Here is an 18707-nt window from a genome sequence, read left to right as displayed (position 1 = left end):
GAGAGGGGGCTGGCACACACCAACGCTCAATACAAATCCTCCGCCAAGCAGGCGGAGACATTTCAACACCGGAGAAGACTCCATGTTTCAAAACCGGGCTGAAGCCTTGGCGCTTGCCTTGCCCGCTGCAATCTTTGCGGCGGCGGTGTTTCTTGTGCCCGTGTTCATTCTGCTGTCGGAAGGATTTCGCACCGCCGATGGCTGGACCTTTCAGGCCTATGTGGATTTCTTTTTCGATCCGCTGAACCGCGCCGTCTTCCTGCGCACGCTGAAGCTCGGCGCTCTTGTGACCGTGGTCTCGGCCATCATCGGTTATGCGGCGGCCTTCGCCATCGTCAATCTACCGGCAAATTCCAAAGGCCATATGATCAACCTCGTCATTCTGCCGTTGATGATCTCGCCCGTGGCCCGCACCTATGCCTGGATCGTCATTCTCGGCCGCACCGGCATGGTCAACGAGTTGCTGAAGCTGGTGGGGCTCACGGACGCGCCGATCCGCATTCTGTTTTCCGAAACCGCCGTCTTCATCGGCCTGCTGCAACTGTTTCTGCCGCTGATGATCATCTCCCTCATCAGCGCGCTGGAAAACATGCCGAAAGACGTGATTGCCGCCTCGCGGGTGCTCGGTGCAAACTGGTTGCAGGTATTCTGGAAGGTTATTCTGCCGCTGACCAAGGAAGGTCTTGTCGTGGGCGGCACGCTGGTCTTCACCGGCTCGCTGACGGCCTATATCACGCCCGCCATTCTCGGCGGCTCCAAGGTGCTGATGCTGGAAACGCTGCTTTATCAGCAGGTCACGGTGTCCAATAATTTCGTCGCGGCCAGCGTCATCGCCTTCATTCTGATCGTCATGAGCTTTGCGGCCAATATCCTGCTCAAGCGCATCGCCACGGCAAGGAACAAGAAATGACCCGGCACCTCTTCATTCCGCTGACGCTTGCGCTGGTCATCGGCTTTCTGATCGGCCCGTTCCTGATCATCGTCGCGGCCTCCTTTTCGGCGGGCGATACGCTGGCCTTCCCGCCGCAGGGCTTTTCGCTGAAATGGATCGCCAAGGTCTTTACGGTCGAAAGCTTTCGCGAAAGCTTTGCCATGTCGATGTTCCTGGCCATTGGCGGCACATTCGCAGCGCTGATCCTTGGCATTCCAGCCGCCTATGCCATGTCGCGCTACAAGCTGCCCTTTTCAGAAACCATCCGCACCATCGTTTCGGCCCCGATCATCGTTCCCGGCATCATCGTAGGTCTTGCGCTCCTGCGCTATTTCGTCGTGCCCTTCGGCATCGGCATAACGCTTGCGCTGTTTCTGGCGCATACGGCGCTCATCCTGCCCTATGCGGTGCGCGTGGTGTCGGCCAGTCTTACCAATCTGCGCTCGGATATCGAGGAAGCCGCAGTCCTGCTCGGTTCGTCGCGGCTCGGTGCATTCTTCCGCGTCGTGCTGCCGAATATCAGGGGTGGCATTCTCTCGGCCTTCATTCTGGGCTTCGTAACCAGCTTCAACCAAGTGCCGGTGTCGCTGTTCCTCTCCGGTCCCGGCGTGCGCACCCTGCCCATCGATATGCTGGGTTATATGGAAATCGTCTTCGACCCATCCGTGGCAGCCCTGTCTTCGCTGCTCGCCTTCCTGTCCATCGGCATTGTCTTCATGGCCGAACGTTTTCTGGGGTTCTCCCGTTATGTCTGATGCAAATTATCTCTCGCTCCAGAACCTGTCGCTGGCCTATGGCAATTCCATTGCGGTCAAGGACCTGAACCTCGACATCCGCAAGGGTGAACTGCTGGCACTGCTCGGCCCATCCGGCTGCGGCAAGACCACGACGATGCGCGCCATTGCCGGGCTGATGCCAGTGGCTGCCGGTCGGATCGATCTCGATGGTGCAGATATCACCCGGGTCTCCGCCAACAAGCGGGCGGTGGGGCTGGTGTTCCAGTCATACGCGCTGTTTCCGCATCTGACGGTTTACGAAAATGTCGCCTTCGGTCTGAAGCTGAAGGGCGTGAAAGGCGCGCCGCTGGATGAGAAAGTCGCCTCCGGTCTGAAATCCGTCGGCCTGTCCGCTTTCGCCTCGCGCAAACCGGCGGAACTCTCCGGCGGGCAGCAGCAGCGCGTGGCGCTGGCCCGTTCCATGGTCATGGACCCCAAGGTTCTGCTTCTGGACGAACCGCTGTCGAACCTCGATGCGCGGCTGCGGCTGGAAATGCGCACCGAGCTTCAGCGTGTGCAAAAGGCCACCGGCGTCACCATGATTTTCGTCACCCATGATCAGGTCGAGGCCCTGGCGCTCGCCGACCGCATCGTGGTGATGAAAAGCGGTGCCATCGAGCAGATCGGCACGCCGGAAGAAATCTATAACGCGCCTGTCTCATCCTTCGTGGCTGACTTCGTCGGCTTTGAAAATATCTTTCGTCTAGAGGGTGGTTTGCTCAAGACTGATAACGGAAGCATCCCCCTTTCTGGCCAGGTTCCGAGTACGGCGGGACTGGCATGGAGGCCGCGCATGGTCACCCTCGGTTCAGGACCTTTCGAGGGCACCGTGCGCGGCACGTCTTTTGCGGGCAATGCCCGTGAATATCTGCTGGACACACCGCTTGGGCCCATTAAGGCCGAAGTCGACGCGGCCCTGCCGGTGCAGGACATCGGCACACCGCTCGCCTTCGACCTGCCGGTCAAGCGCGCCGCCAGCCTGAAAGTGTTCAGCTGATCATGGGTATCTGGATCGATTGCGACATGGGCTTCGATGACATCGCCGCAATTATGGTTGCGACGGCGCACGGGCTTGATATCGATGGCCTCTCGCTTGTGTTCGGCAACGCGCCGCTGGCGCAAGTGCGCCGGAATGCGGCGGGTGCCGCAGCTGCCTTCGGCTGGACGTTTCCCATCCACACGGGGCGAGAAAACCCCGTTCTGGGGACGCTCGAAACCGCACAGATGATCCTTGGCGACACCGGCATCCCAACAGTTGGCGCTGGCCTGCCCGACGCTGCCGATCTGCCGCACAACGATGCTTTCCAGGCGCTTTGCGATTGGCTGGGAGAGGACGGCGAAGATAAGCGCATTCTGGCGCTCGGGCCCCTCACCAACATCGCCGCCATCTGCCTCGCACGGCCCGATCTTGCAGCTCGCATCACCGAGCTGACATGGATGGGTGGTGGTGTAACGGCCGGAAACCACACCGCCTCTGCCGAATTCAATGCCTTTGCTGATCCCGAAGCGCTGGCCATCGTCATCGCCCACGAATTGCCGTTGCGCATGGTCGATCTCGATCTCTGCCGCAAGGTGACGGCAGCGCTTTTCGACGTTGCACCCATTCGCGTTGCTGGCGGCAAGAATGCCAATTTGATCGCCGATATGCTGGAAGGCTTCATCAACATAGCCACCAGTCGCGGGCGTGATGCCATGGCGCTTTACGATCCCTGCGCCGCCGTCGCCCTCGTGGCCCCGGATTGCATCGGATGGAAACAAGCGCGCATCGATGTCGAGCTTCATGGCACGCTGACGCGGGGCCGAACCGTGGTCGAAGCGCGTGCCGCCCATGCTGAAAGCTTCAATGCGCAATTTGCCGAAACGGTCGATGCTATCAGCGCCAAATCCATCATTCTCGATGCCCTACGTCTGGAGGCCAGCCGATGAAAGAGCAGACCATTATTGTCGATCGCGACGGAATGAATGACGATGCGCTGCGCGCCCGCGCGGTTGCCGCCGCCCGAGGCCACCAGCCTTTCGACATCCTCATCAGCGGTGGAACGCTGGTCGATGTTGTGACGGGTGAACTTCGGCTAGCCGATATCGGCATCGTCGGCCCGCTGATTGCCAGTGTTCACGAGGCCGGGTCACGCAAGGATGCAACGCGCATTCTCGATGCCACGGGCGCCTATGTCTCGCCGGGGCTGATCGACATGCATATGCATATCGAAAGCTCGATGATCACGCCTGCGGCCTACGCCAAGGCCGTCGTTGCGCGCGGCGTGACCACCATTCTCTGGGACCCGCATGAATTCGGCAATGTCCACGGCATCGATGGTGTCTGCTGGGCCACACGCGCTGCCAAGGGTCTGCCGTTGCGGGCCATCCTGCTGGCACCATCGTCGGTGCCGTCAGCGCCGGGTCTGGAGCAGGCGGGTGGCGATTTTGACGCCTCCGCCATGGCGGAAATGCTGTTCTGGCCAGAAGTCGGCGGTGTAGCCGAAGTCATGAACATGCGCGGCGTCATCGAGCGCGATCCGCGCATGAGCGCCATTCTTCAGGAAGGCCTGTTCTCCGACAAGCTGATCTGCGGCCATGCGCGCGGTCTTGAGGGTGCCGATCTCAACGCCTTCATGGCGGCGGGCATCACGTCCGATCATGAGCTGACATCGGCTGCCGATCTCATGGCAAAGCTGCGGGCCGGGCTGACGATAGAGCTGCGCGGTTCGCACGACCATCTCCTGCCGGAATTCGTGGAAGCCGTGAACGCGCTTGGCCATCTGCCGCAAACGCTGACACTGTGTACCGACGATGTCTTCCCCGACGATCTCCTCAAAAAGGGCGGTCTCGATGATGTGGTGCGGCGTCTTGTGGGCTATGGCTTGAAACCCGAATGGGCCCTGCGCGCCGCCACGCTGAATGCGGCCATGCGCCTTGCCCGCAACGATCTTGGCCTCATAGCCGCCGGTCGTCGTGCCGACATCGCCGTCTTCGAAGACCTGTCACACTTTGTCCCGCGCCATGTGTTGGCCAGCGGCACGCCGGTTGCTGAAGGTGGCAAAATGCTGGTTGATCTCACCGAGATGGATGCCGCACCGCTCCAGAATTCGGTAAAGCTCACACCGCGCTCCCCCTCAGATTTCAAAGTCAAATCGGAAGGCAAAAAGGTCAAACTTGCAACCATCGATAAGCCGCGCTTCACCCGGTGGGGAGAGGTGGACGCTGCCGTGGAAAACGGTTTCGTGGTGGCGCCTGAAGGCGCAACCATGATTTCCGTCACCCACCGCCACGGCAAGGCCGATCCTGTAACCCGCACCGGTTTCCTCACCGGCTGGGGCAAATGGGACGGCGCTTTCGCCACCACCGTCGCGCATGACAGCCATAATCTGACAGTGTTCGGCGGCAATGCCGATGATATGGCGGTTGCCGCAAACGCGGTCATCAAAGCAGGTGGCGGCATGGCCGTTGCATCCGGCGGCGAGGTCACGGCGCTTCTACCACTCCCGCTCTCCGGACTCGTCTCCGACGCAGGTCTGGAAGATGTCGCATCGGGTTTTGAAGCCGTGCGCGATGCTGTCGGTCAGATCGTGGAGTGGCAGCCGCCCTATCTGGTCTTCAAAGCCTGCTTTGGCGCAACACTCGCCTGCAATATTGGCCCGCACCAGACGGATATGGGCATTGCCGATGTTCTGAAGGGCAGGGTGCTGGAAACGCCGGTGCTGGAGGTTTTGGCTTAGAGCGTTCCGGCTTCACGTCCGTCATGCTCGGGCTTGTCCCGGGCATCTAACAACGTTGAGGCAACCGAGAGGGTGGTAGATCCTCGGGACAAGCCCCAGGATTACGAAAGAGGTCTTTGTGGTTACTCCACCGCCAACTCCTGCTCCACCAGCGTCGTCCAGAAGGCCATACCCGACGCAATCGCATCATCGTTGAAATCATAGGACGTATTGTGGTGCAGCGCGCCGTCTACTGCCGGACCGTTGCCGAGCCAGACGTAACAGCCCGGCGCTTCACCCGCAAAGAACGAAAAATCGTCTCCCGCCGTTGAGGGCGGGAAGGTGGTTCTGGCCTTTTCGCCGAATACGCTTTGCGCCGCTTTGAGTGCCCGGCTTGCCGCATCCGCATCATTGATCACGGGCGGAATGCGGCGGATGAAGTCGTAAATCACCTCGATCCCGAACATAGCAGCGGTGCCATGGGCCAGTCGTCCGATTTCCTCTTCCAGCTGGTCGCGGACATGCGCCGAATAGGCCCGCGCCGTGCCGCCGATTTCGACGATATCGGGGATGACGTTCAGCGCTTTAGGATCACCCGCCTGCACTGAACAGGCGCTGACGACAGCCGGTTGCAGGGGATCGATCACGCGCCCGACGATGCTTTGCAGTGCGGCCAGAAAGCTTCCTGCCGCGGTGATCGGGTCGCGCCCCAGATGCGGCTTTGCGCCATGGGTGCCGATGCCCTTGAACGTCACCCGCCAGCTATCGGAGGACGCCAGTTGCGGCCCCTCGACCACGGCCATTTCGTCCACATCCAGCCCCGGCATATTGTGCAGCCCGTAGACGGCATCGCAGGGAAAAAGATCGAACAGTCCGTCTTCCACCATCTGTTTCGCGCCGCCACGACCTTCTTCGGCGGGCTGGAAGATGAAGTGAACCGTGCCGGAAAAATTGCGGGTCTCGGCCAGATGCCGTGCGGCACCCAGCAGCATCACCGTATGTCCGTCATGGCCGCAGGCGTGCATCTTGCCGGGAACGGTCGACTTATAGGGTCGCTCTGCAAGTTCGGGCATGGCCAGCGCATCCATATCTGCACGCAGGCCAATGCGGCGTGTGCCATTGCCGACTTGCAGCGTGCCGACGACGCCGGTTTTGCCCAGGCCACGGTGAACCGTAATCCCGGCCTCCTTCAGATGCTTGGCAACCAGCGCGCTGGTGCGCTCTTCCTCGAAGCCGAGTTCGGGGTAGGCATGCAGGTCTCGCCGCAGAGCGGTCAGAAAGGGCAGGTCGTTTCCGAACCGGGCGAGCGGGGTCATGGGCGGTAATTCCTTGCGAAAGCAGAACAGTCTTCTTTTTCTAGTGCAGAAGACCCTGAAAATTAATAGGACCGACTGGCAAAACCGAAATAATCTCGCCGCGAAAGGAATGGTCATGAAGCCGCACGAGTTCTGGCAGGGGATCCACGCACCCAGCAGCTTCGATCTTGCAGGCCCCCATTCCGGCTTCTTCCCTGTTACGCTCGATGATGGCAGACAGTTGCGCCTGCCGATCCGCCCACTGGCCGATGCGGAACATGCGCTCGCATCGCTCATCATCAATCAGGCGTCCTTTTCCGTGGTCGAAGCGCTGTCAGATGACCTGGCGGCCAAGCTCAAGCCTTTCGAGATCGACATTGTCGTTGGCCTTCCAACGCTGGGCCTGACGCTGGCGGCAGAAGTCGCGCGCCGCCTCGGTCACAGCCGGTATGTGCCTCTCGGAACGTCACGCAAATTCTGGTATCTCGAAGAACTGTCCGTCCCCATGTCATCCATCACCACGCAGCAACAGAAGCGGCTCTATATCGATCCACGTATGTTGCCGCTTCTGGAGGGCAGGCGGGTTGCACTGGTGGATGATGTGATTTCCAGCGGCACCTCCATCATTGCAGGTCTGTCGCTTCTCGCGGCCTCCGCCATCGAGCCAGTCGTCGTCGGTGCCGCCATGCTGCAATCGGACAGATGGCGCGACAAGCTGGCGGATTTCGGCGCACAATGGCCGGGCAGGGTGCAGGGCGTTTTCACCGCACCTATGCTGAAAAAGACAGGTGACGGTTGGATTTCCTGAAGGACACCAATCGCCAGTAGTCGTTGATTGGCTATTTTTTCATCCTGCTCAATTTCTGACTTGCGGAGGCTTGGACGATGGGCCTAGGATTGTCTTCAATTGAGTAAGCCCATGGCTTTAAATATAAAAAAATGGCCACGCCGTTTGGAAGTTCTGCATGCAATTGGTTTTCGATGGTCACAATGATGTGCTCTTGCGGCTGTGGCGCAACGCCAAATCGGGAAGCGATCCCGTCGCTGAGTTCATGCAGGGCACGTATGAAGGCCATATCGATGCGCCGCGTGCCAAGGCTGGCGGTTTGGCTGGCGGCATCTGCGCCATCTATATTCCCTCCGGTGATCTGATCCTTCAGGAGCCGGATGCATCAGGGCATTATGTAACCCCGCTTGCAGCCCCGCTGGAGCGCCAGCCATCGCTCGATATTGCGTTGGAAAAGGCAGCGATTGCCCTTCGGCTAGATCAGGCTGGCGGCTGGAAGCTCTGCCGCTCGACCGCAGACATCCGCAAGGCCATGGAAGACGGCGTCTTCGCCGCCGTGCTGCATATGGAAGGCTGTGAGGCGATTGCCGCCGACCTCGATGCGCTGGATGTGTTCTATGCCGCAGGCCTGCGCTCGCTCGGCCCGGTCTGGAGTCGTCACAATATTTTCGGCCACGGCGTGCCTTTCGCCTACCCCATGTCGCCAGATACCGCACCTGGCCTGACCGATGCCGGTTTCGAGCTGGTGAAACGCTGCAACCAGCTTGGCATTCTCGTCGATCTCGCGCACATCACCGAAAAAGGCTTCTGGGATGTGGCAAAGACCACCGACCAGCCGTTGATCGCCAGCCACTCCAACGTCCACGCCCTGACGCCCGTGGCGCGCAATCTCACCGATAAGCAAATGGACGCCATCAAGGAAAGCAAAGGCCTGGTCGGCCTCAACTACGCCGTCACTATGCTGCGCCCGGATGCGCGCGATGACGCCAACACGCCGCTTTCACTAATGGTTCAGCATATCGATTACATGGTCGAGCGTATGGGCATCGATTGCGTGGCGCTGGGTTCGGACTTCGATGGCGCGACGATACCCGCGGAAATCCGCGATGCCAAGGGCAACAATAATCTTGTTGCGGCGCTCAAATCTGCGGGCTACGCTGATCAAGACCTTGCTAAAATTTGCCGGGAAAACTGGCTGCGCGTTTTGGCTCAGGCATGGCACGAACCGGCCTGAGACCGAGTATAAACCGAGATACAAACAGGGGAAGACGATGAACAAATCGCTCAATAAAGCCGCCCGCATCCTTGCCACCAGCGTGGCCCTTTCGATGCTCTCTCTCGCGCCACAGGCCTTTGCGGCAACGCCCGCCGATACGCTGGTCGAAGGTTTCGCCATCGATGACATCATCACGCTTGATCCGGGCGAGGCATTCGAGCTATCGACAGCTGAAGTCACCGGCAACACCTACAGCAAGCTCGTCTCTATCGATATCGCTGACACCTCCAAGGTCAAGGGCGATCTGGCTGAGAGCTGGACGACATCTGATGATGGCCTGACCTACACATTCAAACTGAAGCCCGGCCTGAAATTCGCCTCCGGCAATCCAGTGACAGCAGAAGACGTAGCCTTCTCCTTCGAGCGCGCGGTCAAGCTGGACAAATCTCCCGCATTTCTGCTGACGCAGTTCGGCCTGAAGGGTGACAACGTCACGGAGAAAGCAAAAGCAACGGATGCCAACACATTCGTGCTGACGGTCGATAAGCCCTATGCGCCCAGCTTCGTTCTCAACGTTTTGACTGCAACCGTTGCCTCCGTGGTGGACAAGAAGTTCGTTATGGAAAAGGCCAAGGCGGTGACGCCAAGCGCCGATTACAAATATGACAGCGATTTCGGCAACGAATTCCTGAAGACAGGTTATGCCGGTTCCGGCCCCTACAAAATTCTTGGTTGGAAAGCCAACGAAGCGGTTATTCTGGAAGCCAACCCGAATTATTATGCCGAAAAGCCAAAACTGAAGCGTGTCATCTATCGCCACATGAAGGAAAGCTCTGGCCAGCGTCTGGCGCTGGAAAATGGCGATATCGATGTGGCCCGTAACCTTGAGCCGGGCGATATGGAAGCCGTGTCCAAGAAAGAAGGCTTCAGCATCACCTCCGCCCCAAAGGGCACCGTCTATTATTTCAGCCTCAACCAGAAAAATGAGAACCTGAAAAAGCCGGAAGTCATCGAAGCGTTCAAATACCTTGTCGATTACGAAGGCATTGGTGCCACCATCATCAAGGGCATTGGTGAAATTCACCAGACATTCCTGCCAAAGGGTCAGTTGGGCGCTCTGGATGAAAACCCTTATAAGCTGGATGTTGCCAAGGCCAAGGAATTGCTGGCAAAGGCTGGCCTGAAGGATGGCTTTACCGTAACCATGGATGTGCGCAACACGCAGCCTGTTACTGGCATTGCGGAGAGCGTACAGCAGACTTTGGCACAGGCTGGAATCAAACTGCAAATCATCCCCGGTGATGGCAAGCAGACACTGACCAAGTTCCGCGCTCGAACACACGATATTTACATCGGACAGTGGGGCTCAGACTATTTCGATCCGAACTCCAACGCTGAAACCTTCACCATCAATTACGACAATGCCGATGATGGTAAGAACAAAACGCTGGCATGGCGCAATGCCTGGGACGTTCCGGAACTGACGAAGGAAACGCAGTCGGCGCTTCTTGAGAAGGACAGTGCCAAGCGCGCCAAGATTTATGAGGATCTTCAGAAGAAGGTTCTGGAGACAGGTCCGTTTGTGGTGATCTTCCAGCAAACCGAAGTGGCCGGATATTCCAACAAGCTGAAGGGTCTGAAGCTCGGGCCAAGCTTCGACACGAACTATGTCTATCCGATCTCCAAGGAATGATCCGGCAGGATTGATCCAGTGACCATCATTGAAACAGTACCAAGGCCAAGGCGCGGCAAAAGCCGCGCCAACAAGCGCCTGATCGCCGTTTTCGGCTTTCTCATAACTGTCATCACCACATTCCTGGGGCTGCTGGCAGTTACATTTTTTATCGGTCGCGTCATCCCCATCGATCCCGCCTTGGCGATCGTGGGTGACCGTGCGCCTGCCCATGTGGTGGAACGTGTGCGCGAGGAACTCGGCCTTAACCTGCCGCTCTGGCAGCAGTTTTTCCTCTACATCAAGCAGGCTCTATCCGGTGATTTCGGCACATCCGTGCTGACCACCAACCCTGTGATGACCGATATCATCCGGGTCTTCCCCGCCACCATCGAGCTGGCTACCCTCGGCACGCTGATTGGTGCCGTCTTCGGCATTCCGCTCGGCGTGTTAGCTGCCGTCAAGCGCGGCAGCATCATCGACCAGATCGTGCGCATCATCGGCCTCGTCGGTTATTCCGTGCCGATCTTCTGGCTCGGGCTTCTGGCGCTCTTGGTGTTTTACGCCAAGCTGAACTGGGTCGCTTATCCCGGTCGCATGGATATCGTCTATGAATTCACCTTCACCTCGACCACAGGATTTTTCCTGCTGGATGCATTGTGGCAGCGGCAATGGGACGTGCTGTGGGACCTCTTCCGCCACATCATTCTGCCCGCCGGATTGCTGGGCTATTTTTCGTTGGCCTATATCAGCCGCATGACGCGCTCCTTCATGCTCAATGAACTCTCCCAGGAATACATCGTCGCGGCACGTGCCAAGGGCCTGTCGGAAACCCGCATCATCTGGTTTCACGCTCTGCGCAATGCCGCCGTGCCGCTGTTGACGGTCATCGTGCTGTCCTATGCCGGGTTGCTGGAAGGCTCGGTTCTAACGGAAACCATCTTCTCCTGGCCGGGGCTTGGGCTTTACATCACCAATTCCTTGCAGAATGCGGATATGAACGCCGTTCTCGGCGGCACCATCGTGATTGGCGCTGTGTTCATAAGCATCAATCTCCTGTCCGATCTGCTCTACCGGACGCTCGATCCGAGGACGCGCAGCCGATGACGACAGCTTCGACACCATTGAAACCCTATAGCCGCGAGTGGCTGCTCTCCGATCGCCCCGCCTCGCGCGGACAGGCCCGACTTGGCCGCGCTTACGTCATCTGGCGGCGCTTTTCGGAAAACCGGCTGGCGCTCGCCGGGCTCGGCATTATTCTCGCACTGGTGCTGGTCGCCATCTTCGCCGATGTGCTGGCCCCGCATTCCGCCGTGCAGGGTGATTTGCGCAATGCCCGCCTGCTACCACCCGGTAGTGCAGGCTATCTGCTCGGCACGGATGATCAGGGTCGGGATATTCTCTCGCGCCTCATCCACGGTTCGCGGCTGACGCTGTTCGTGGTTCTGCTGGTTGCGATCATCGCAGCCCCCGTCGGCCTCATCGTCGGCACGGTTGCCGGTTACGCCGGTGGCTGGGTGGATGCCGTATTGATGCGCATTACCGATATCTTTCTGGCGTTTCCGAAGCTCGTTCTGGCACTGGCGCTGGTGGCGGCTCTGGGGCCGGGCATCGAGAATGCGGTGCTCGCCATCGCCATCACCTCATGGCCGCCCTATGCCCGCATTGCGCGTGCAGAAACCATGACCTTCCGCAATTCCGATTTCATTGCGGCGGTGCAATTGATGGGTGCTTCGCCGTGGCGCATCGTGCTCAAACACGTCATGCCGCTATGCATGTCCTCGCTCATCGTGCGTGTAACGCTGGATATGGCGGGTATCATTCTGACCGCCGCCGGTCTCGGCTTCCTCGGCCTCGGCGCACAGCCGCCGCTGCCGGAATGGGGCGCGATGATCGCATCCGGCCGCCGCTTCATTCTCGATCAATGGTGGGTCGCGGCCATGCCCGGCATCGCCATCCTTATCGTCAGCCTGGGCTTCAACCTGCTGGGCGATGGTCTGCGCGATGCGCTGGACCCGAAGGAGGCTGGCCAATGAGTGCGCCGCTTCTGACCGTCGAAAACCTGCGCGTCTCCTTTCCCACCCGCACCGGGCTCGTGGAAGCGGTGCGTGGCGTGTCGTTTACGCTCGGCAAGGAGCGTCTCGGCATCGTTGGCGAATCCGGCTCTGGCAAATCCCAGACGGGCCGCGCGATCATGGGGCTGACGCCGTCTGCCGCGAGAATCGAAGCGGATGCCCTGCGCTTCGGCGATATCGATCTGCTCAAAGCCTCAGCCAAGCAGCGCCGCAGCATTCGCGGCAAGCGCATCGGCATGATCCTTCAGGACCCGAAATATTCGCTAAACCCGGTCATGCCCATCGGTCGCCAGATCGTGGAAACCTTGCAAACGCATGAACGCATTAGCACATCGGCAGCCAAACAGCGGGCACTCGATATGCTGGAGGCCGTGCAGATTCGAGAGCCGGAACGCGTCTACGGGCTTTACCCGCACGAAGTGTCAGGCGGCATGGGCCAGCGCGTGATGATTGCCATGATGCTGGTTTGCGGGCCGGAATTGTTGATTGCCGACGAGCCGACATCGGCGCTTGATGTGACCGTACAGCTGGAAGTTCTCGGCATTCTCGACAAGCTGGTGCGCGACCGCGGCATGGGCCTCATCTTTATCTCGCATGATTTGCGACTGGTCTCGTCCTTCTGCGACCGCGTCATCGTCATGTATGCGGGGCGCGTGGTGGAAGAACTTCAGGCATCCAATCTGGACAATGCTCAGCACCCCTATACGCGCGGGCTGCTCAACTGCCTGCCGAAGATCGGCGAGAACAGGCACCCGTTGCCGGTTCTGGACCGCAAGCCGGAGTGGCGCGCATGACCACAGTTCTTTCCGTCAAAGACATGGTCGTGGATTTCGACGGCCATATCGCGCTCGATGGTGTCAGCATCGATGTGGCCCAAGGCGAATCCTTCGGCCTCGTTGGCGAATCCGGTTCGGGCAAATCCACGCTTTTGCGCGCCATTGCCGGGCTCAACCATTTCGATGAAGGCAGCCTCATGGTGGAGGGGCGGACCTATAAGAGCAAGTTCCGCGAAAAGAGCTTCTATCGCGATGTGCAGATGGTGTTTCAGGACCCCTATGGTTCGCTGCATCCGCGCCAGACGGTGGATGCGCTGCTACTGGAGCCGCTGACGATCCATGGGCTGGACGACAAGGAAGGCCGCATCACCCGCGCGCTGGATGAGGTTGGTCTTGGGACCGGCTTCCGCTTCCGCTATTCGCACCAGCTTTCCGGCGGCCAGCGCCAGCGCATCGCCATTGCGCGCGCGCTCATTCTGGAGCCGAAAATCCTGCTGCTGGACGAACCGACATCGGCGCTCGACGCCTCCATTCAGGCCGAAATCCTCAACCTGCTGGAACAGGCTCGGGATGACCGAAATCTCACCTTCCTCATGGTCAGCCACGACCTCGGCGTTATCAGCCACATGTGCGACCGTCTCGCCGTGATGAAAAGCGGCAAGGTTGTGGAAATGCTGGATGTGGAGGCGCTGGAAAGCCGCAAGTTCGAGGCGGATTATACGCGGCAATTGCTGGTGGCGAGTGAAGGTTTTGTCCGCGATTGAGGCGTGGGGAGCTACACCTCGCACTCCGTCACCCCGGACTTGATCCGGGGGCCAGCCGTCTTGCGTCTGCAAGACGAATAGAGTCTTCTGCGATCAAGGACTTGATCGCACTGGATACCGGGTCTAGCCCGGTATGACGGCTCACTAGAAAACGGATACTCACCATGAATCTACGCGCATTGATGTATTTCGATGAGCTTGTCCGCACCAGTTCCATGCGGGCGGCGGCGGAGAATCTCAATGTTGCACCCACCGCCGTCAGCCGCCAGATCGAGAATCTGGAAGAGTATTTCGGCACGCCGCTGGTGGAGCGGTCCAGCCGCGGTGTGACCTTGACCGCAGCGGGAGAGCTTCTGGCGGAACGTGCCGGAAAAACCCTGCGCGAGCTTGGGCATGTTCATCAGTTGATCGATGATCTCAAGGGGCTGGAGCGTGGGCGTGCCACGATCTATGCCAATGGCGCCACCGTCGCCAGCCTGCTGGCACCGGCGTTATCGCAATTCGCCCAAGCCTATCCAAAGCTGCGTTTCGAGGTGCATATCACCTCGGCACGACAGGCCATCGACGCTTTGGTTTCCGCACAGGCGGATATCGCCATCACCTTGTTTGCGCCCAAGACCTCCGAGGTCAAAATCCTTGCAAAACGGGAGATTGGCTATGATGTCATCCTTCCCGCAGATCATCCCTTGGCAGCCAAGTCTTCGATTTCACTGAAGGAACTTGCCAATATGCCGCTTGCCCTGCCGGAAAAAACCTTCGCGGCACGGCAGGCCTTCGATGCGCTGTTTGCAGATTCTGGCATCACGCTTGATCCGGTCTTCACCGCCAGTTCACTGGAACTCCTAAAAGAACTGGTGCTGGACCGCGCCGCCGCCACCGTCCTGCCAGCCCTTGCGGTTGCGCGCGAAATCAAGTCTGGCCAGATGGTCGCAATCCCGCTCAGCGGCGCAAAGGGCGTGCGTACAAACATGGAGCTTTGCGTTGCGCCAGACCGTGAACTGTCCTTTGCCGCCGCAACGCTTGCCAGTTTCATTGAGACCTTTCTTGGTAATCTGCCGAAATAGACGGTTGATTTTTACCCTTGATGTCGTGTAGCGATTTTCGCAACGCGCTGAACACAAAATGTTTGCGCCACTCGACCGGAGACGATGATGATGCGCAGCATGCTTTTGCAATCGGTAAATCTCACACGCCGCCTGGCCATGGGCCTTGCCATTGCTACCACGCTTTCAGCTATGTTGCCCGCCACGGTGGCTTTTGCAGGGGCAAAAAATTCCATCACCATCGGCATGGGCACAGAGCCTGCCGGGCTTGATCCGACAGCTGGCGCTAACGTCTTCATCGGTCAGGTCACCTGGCAGAATGTCTTCGAAGGCCTCGTCACCATCGACAGGGATGGCAAAATTCAGCCGCAACTGGCGGATAGCTGGGAGATTTCCGAAGACGGTAAGACCTATACGTTCAAGCTGCATCAGGGCGTGGAATTCCACGATGGCGAAGCCTTTGATGCCACCGTCGCCAAGGCATCGCTGGACCGCGCGCGTGGCGACGCATCCATCAATCCGCAGAAACGCTTCTTTGCGGCCATCGACAGCATCGAAACGCCAGATGCGACGACGCTTGTTCTGAAACTGAAGCAGCCCTCCGGCAGCCTGCTCTATTGGCTCGGCTGGCCCGCCTCGGTCATGGTCGGCACCAAATCTGCCGAAACCAACAAGACGATACCCATCGGCACCGGCCCGTTCAAATTCGTCAACTGGGCCAAGGGCGAAAAGGTCGAGCTGTCGCGCAACATGGACTACTGGAACAGGTCCGTGACCGCTGCTCTCGACAAGGCAACCTTCCGCTTCATTCCCGATCCGCAGGCGCAGGCCGCAGCGCTGAAATCCGGCGATGTCGATGCCTTCCCAGAATTCGGCGCGCCGGAACTGATGGGTTCCTTCGATGGCGATGCGCGGCTCGGCACCTTCATCGGCAACACGGAGTTGAAGGTGGTTGCGGGCATGAACAATGCCGTCAAACCTTTCAACGACAAGCGCGTGCGTCAGGCGCTGATGATGGCGGTCGACCGCGCAACCGTCATCGAAGGCGCATGGTCCGGCTTCGGCACGGCCATCGGCAGTCATTACACGCCGAATGACCGTGGCTACATCGATACGACCGGCGTCTTCCCGTATGATGCGGAAAAGGCCAAGTCGTTGCTGGCCGAGGCCGGTTATCCCAACGGCCTGACCTTCACCATCAAGGCCCCGCAAATGGCCTATGCCCAGCGCAGCGCACAGGTCCTGCAAGCCATGTTTGCCGAAATCGGCGTGACGATGAACATCGAAACCACGGAATTTCCCGGCAAATGGGTGTCGGATGTTCTGAAAGGCGCCAATTACGAAATGACCATCGTCGCCCATGCCGAGCCGATGGATATCGACATCTTTTCGCGCGATCCCTATTACTTCAACTACAAGAACCCGACCTTCAACGAGATCATCAAGAACGTCGAGCTGACGTCCGATCCTGCCCAGCAGGAGCAGCTTTATCGGGATGCGCAGAAGATTCTGGCGGAAGATGTGCCAGCACTGTTTCTCTTCGTGATGCCGAAGCTTGGGGTTTGGGACAGGAAGATTCAGGGGCTGTGGGAGAACGAGCCTATCCCGTCGAATGTGTTGACGGATGTGCATTGGGAAGAGTGATGGTGTGTTTGCAGTATAAAGGCGGTGGGTGGGGTTTGCCCCCCTCTGTCCTGCCGGACATCTCCCCCTCAAGGGGGGAGGTCGACTCGTGGTTCGCTCTCGCCCATCTTGAACGTTGCGGAGTGGGTGACGAAGGCGCGTCTTTCCGATCTCCCCACCTGAGGGGGAGATGTCCGGCAGGACAGAGGGGGGTAAACCACACCCACCGCCCTAGAGACCGGGCACCCACATGATAGCCCTCATCTCCAAACGCATCCTAACCCTCCTCATAACACTGCTCGCCGTCTCCTTCCTCATCTACTTCGTCATGGGCCTGCTACCCGGCGACCCTGCTGCCATCATGCTCGGCACCTCGGCCAGTGCCGACACACTCGCAGCGCTGCAAAAACAGATGGGTCTCGATCAGCCCCTCGTGCTGCGCTACCTGCAATGGCTCGCGGCCATCGCGCGGGGTGATCTGGGGCAATCCTACACCTACGGCGTCCCAGTGGCCGGGCTCATCCTCGACAGGCTCACCGTCACCCTCCCACTCGCTCTCATCGCCGTCGGTCTGTCCATCCTCATCGCCCTGCCGCTGGGCGTCCTCGCGGCGCGATACAGAGGTGGCGTCATCGATTTTCTCTGCGGATTGTTTGCCCATGCGGGCATTGCCGTACCGGGTTTTTGGGTCGGGCTGCTGCTGATCTTGCTGTTCTCCACCACGCTCGGCTGGATGCCAGCGGGCGGCTTTCCGGGTTGGCAGGCAGGTGTTGCCCCAGCACTGAAGGCGCTGGTGCTTCCGGCGGTGGCGCTGGCCTTCTCGCAGGCCAGCGTGCTGACGCGGGTTTGTCGCTCGGCCATGCTGGAGGTGATGGGTGAGGATTTCGTCCGCACAGTCCGCGCCAAGGGCATCGGTGAGGGGGCGACGCTGTGGAAACACGTTCTGCCCAATGCGCTGATCCCCGTTGTCACCATGATCGGCCTGCAATTCACCTTTCTGATCGCAGGCACGGTGCTGGTGGAAAACGTCTTCAACCTGCCCGGTCTCGGGCGTCTCGCCTATCAGGCGCTGACCCAGCGCGACATTGTCGTCATGCAATCGGTTGTGCTGTTCTTCTGCGCGCTTGTCATAACAATGAATTTCCTTGTCGATATGGCCTATCTGCTGATCGATCCACGATTGCGGGCGCGTGCCGCATGAGACGTTTCCATCGCCGTAATCTCACTCTGCTGTCGGGTGCCATCATCACCGGTGCTCTACTCGCCATCGCGCTGCTCTCCCTCGTCTGGACACCGCAGTCGCCAACGAAAATGAACATCGTCGCAAAGCTGAAACCGCCGCTGGCGCAAGGCCTGCTGGGCACCGATCATTTCGGCCGAGATATTCTCTCGATGCTGATGGTCGGGGCGTGGAATTCGCTCTCCACCGCCGTCATGGCGGTTGCCATCGGCGCGACCGTCGGCACGCTGGTCGGCATATTTGCCGCCGCGCAACGCGGTGTCGTCGAGGCGTTACTGATGCGCCTCTGCGATATCATTTTCGCGCTGCCGCCCATCCTTTCAGCTATGATGCTGGGGGCCTTCATCGGTTCCGGTCGCTTCACCGCCATCGTCGCCATCGCCACCTTCATGGTGCCGGTCTTTGCCCGGCTGACCTGCGCTGCGGCGCTGCAATTATGGGCGCGGGATTTCGTGCTGGCAGCGGAAAGTCTGGGGCGCAGCAGGGGCGGCATTACCTTTACGCATATCCTGCCCAACCTCACCAATCTCATCATCGTGCAGGTCAGCATCCAGCTGGGTCTTGCCATTTTGACCGAGGCGGGCCTCAGTTTCCTTGGCCTCGGCATGCCGCCGCCGGCACCCACATGGGGGCGGATGTTGTGGGAATCACAGACCTATCTCTCCGCCGCGCCCTGGCTTGCGATCTTGCCCGGCCTAGCCATCGCCCTAGCGGTTCTCGGCTTCAATCTTCTGGGCGATGGTCTCAGAGATATGCTTGATCCGAAAACCCGCCGATAGGGCTCTCCAACGACAATGTGAGGTGGATGTCGTAT

At 59.4% G+C, this 18707-nt stretch carries 17 protein-coding genes; 16 read left to right on the top strand and 1 reads right to left on the bottom strand.

What is annotated here, in order from left to right; genetic code table 11:
• Nucleotides 1-82 precede the first annotated feature (82 nt).
• Genes ASF29_RS19140 through ASF29_RS19120 form a run of 5 tightly spaced genes read left to right on the top strand, consistent with a single transcriptional unit; the run spans nucleotide 83 to nucleotide 5423 of the window.
• The gene (locus tag ASF29_RS19140; RefSeq protein ID WP_062452230.1) at nucleotides 83-910 is read left to right on the top strand and encodes an ABC transporter permease; all 828 of its coding nucleotides are present in this window, start codon (nucleotides 83-85) and stop codon (nucleotides 908-910) included.
• Nucleotides 907-1686: an ABC transporter permease gene (locus tag ASF29_RS19135; protein ID WP_062452229.1), complete on the top strand. Its 780-nt coding sequence runs from the start codon at nucleotides 907-909 to the stop codon at nucleotides 1684-1686. The genes ASF29_RS19140 and ASF29_RS19135 overlap by 4 nt, the downstream gene beginning before the upstream one ends.
• Nucleotides 1679-2704, top strand: a complete 1026-nt coding sequence (locus ASF29_RS19130) for an ABC transporter ATP-binding protein (RefSeq protein ID WP_062452228.1) — start codon at nucleotides 1679-1681, stop codon at nucleotides 2702-2704. The genes ASF29_RS19135 and ASF29_RS19130 overlap by 8 nt, the downstream gene beginning before the upstream one ends.
• Nucleotides 2705-2706: 2 nt before the next feature.
• The gene (locus ASF29_RS19125) at nucleotides 2707-3633 is read left to right on the top strand and encodes a nucleoside hydrolase (RefSeq protein WP_062452227.1); all 927 of its coding nucleotides are present in this window, start codon (nucleotides 2707-2709) and stop codon (nucleotides 3631-3633) included.
• Nucleotides 3630-5423, top strand: a complete 1794-nt coding sequence (locus ASF29_RS19120; protein WP_062452226.1) for an adenine deaminase — start codon at nucleotides 3630-3632, stop codon at nucleotides 5421-5423. Before ASF29_RS19125 ends, ASF29_RS19120 begins: the two co-directional genes overlap by 4 nt.
• 122 nt (nucleotides 5424-5545) lie before the next feature.
• On the opposite strand, the gene ASF29_RS19115 is transcribed toward ASF29_RS19120, so the two are convergent.
• Nucleotides 5546-6718, bottom strand: a complete 1173-nt coding sequence (locus ASF29_RS19115) for a M20 aminoacylase family protein (RefSeq protein WP_062452225.1) — start codon at nucleotides 6716-6718, stop codon at nucleotides 5546-5548.
• 115 nt (nucleotides 6719-6833) lie between these two features.
• On the opposite strand from ASF29_RS19115, the gene ASF29_RS19110 reads away from it, so the two are divergent.
• From ASF29_RS19110 to ASF29_RS19060, 11 genes are all read left to right on the top strand, one after another.
• On the top strand, nucleotides 6834-7505 hold the full coding sequence (locus ASF29_RS19110) for a phosphoribosyltransferase (RefSeq protein ID WP_244473596.1): 672 nt from the start codon (nucleotides 6834-6836) through the stop codon (nucleotides 7503-7505).
• Nucleotides 7506-7662: 157 nt separating this feature from the next.
• Entirely contained in the window at nucleotides 7663-8718 is a 1056-nt protein-coding gene (locus tag ASF29_RS19105) for a dipeptidase (RefSeq protein WP_062452224.1), read from the top strand.
• 37 nt (nucleotides 8719-8755) lie between these two features.
• A complete protein-coding gene (locus tag ASF29_RS19100) occupies nucleotides 8756-10393 on the top strand; it encodes an ABC transporter substrate-binding protein (protein ID WP_062452223.1) in 1638 nt (545 codons plus the stop codon).
• Between the two features lie 18 nt (nucleotides 10394-10411).
• Nucleotides 10412-11479, top strand: coding sequence for an ABC transporter permease (locus tag ASF29_RS19095; RefSeq protein WP_062452222.1), 1068 nt, complete (start codon nucleotides 10412-10414; stop codon nucleotides 11477-11479).
• A complete protein-coding gene (locus tag ASF29_RS19090; RefSeq protein WP_062452221.1) occupies nucleotides 11476-12408 on the top strand; it encodes an ABC transporter permease in 933 nt (310 codons plus the stop codon). The genes ASF29_RS19095 and ASF29_RS19090 overlap by 4 nt, the downstream gene beginning before the upstream one ends.
• A complete protein-coding gene (locus ASF29_RS19085; protein WP_062452220.1) occupies nucleotides 12405-13241 on the top strand; it encodes an ABC transporter ATP-binding protein in 837 nt (278 codons plus the stop codon). The genes ASF29_RS19090 and ASF29_RS19085 overlap by 4 nt, the downstream gene beginning before the upstream one ends.
• Entirely contained in the window at nucleotides 13238-13987 is a 750-nt protein-coding gene (locus ASF29_RS19080) for an ABC transporter ATP-binding protein (protein WP_062452219.1), read from the top strand. The genes ASF29_RS19085 and ASF29_RS19080 overlap by 4 nt, the downstream gene beginning before the upstream one ends.
• Nucleotides 13988-14151: 164 nt before the next feature.
• The gene (locus ASF29_RS19075; protein WP_062452218.1) at nucleotides 14152-15051 is read left to right on the top strand and encodes a LysR family transcriptional regulator; all 900 of its coding nucleotides are present in this window, start codon (nucleotides 14152-14154) and stop codon (nucleotides 15049-15051) included.
• 84 nt (nucleotides 15052-15135) lie between these two features.
• On the top strand, nucleotides 15136-16674 hold the full coding sequence (locus ASF29_RS19070; protein WP_062452217.1) for an ABC transporter substrate-binding protein: 1539 nt from the start codon (nucleotides 15136-15138) through the stop codon (nucleotides 16672-16674).
• Nucleotides 16675-16903: 229 nt separating this feature from the next.
• Complete coding sequence (locus tag ASF29_RS19065; protein WP_062452216.1) at nucleotides 16904-17854, top strand: ABC transporter permease; 951 nt, start codon at nucleotides 16904-16906, stop codon at nucleotides 17852-17854.
• On the top strand, nucleotides 17851-18672 hold the full coding sequence (locus ASF29_RS19060) for an ABC transporter permease (RefSeq protein WP_062452215.1): 822 nt from the start codon (nucleotides 17851-17853) through the stop codon (nucleotides 18670-18672). Before ASF29_RS19065 ends, ASF29_RS19060 begins: the two co-directional genes overlap by 4 nt.
• The last annotated feature ends 35 nt before the right edge of the window (nucleotides 18673-18707 follow it).

Origin of the sequence: Rhizobium sp. Leaf262 (genome assembly GCF_001422245.1) — a bacterium.
Lineage (GTDB): Bacteria > Pseudomonadota > Alphaproteobacteria > Rhizobiales > Rhizobiaceae > Agrobacterium.
The sequence above is the reverse complement of the archived record's forward strand: the minus strand, read 5'-3'. Positions and strand labels throughout refer to the sequence as shown.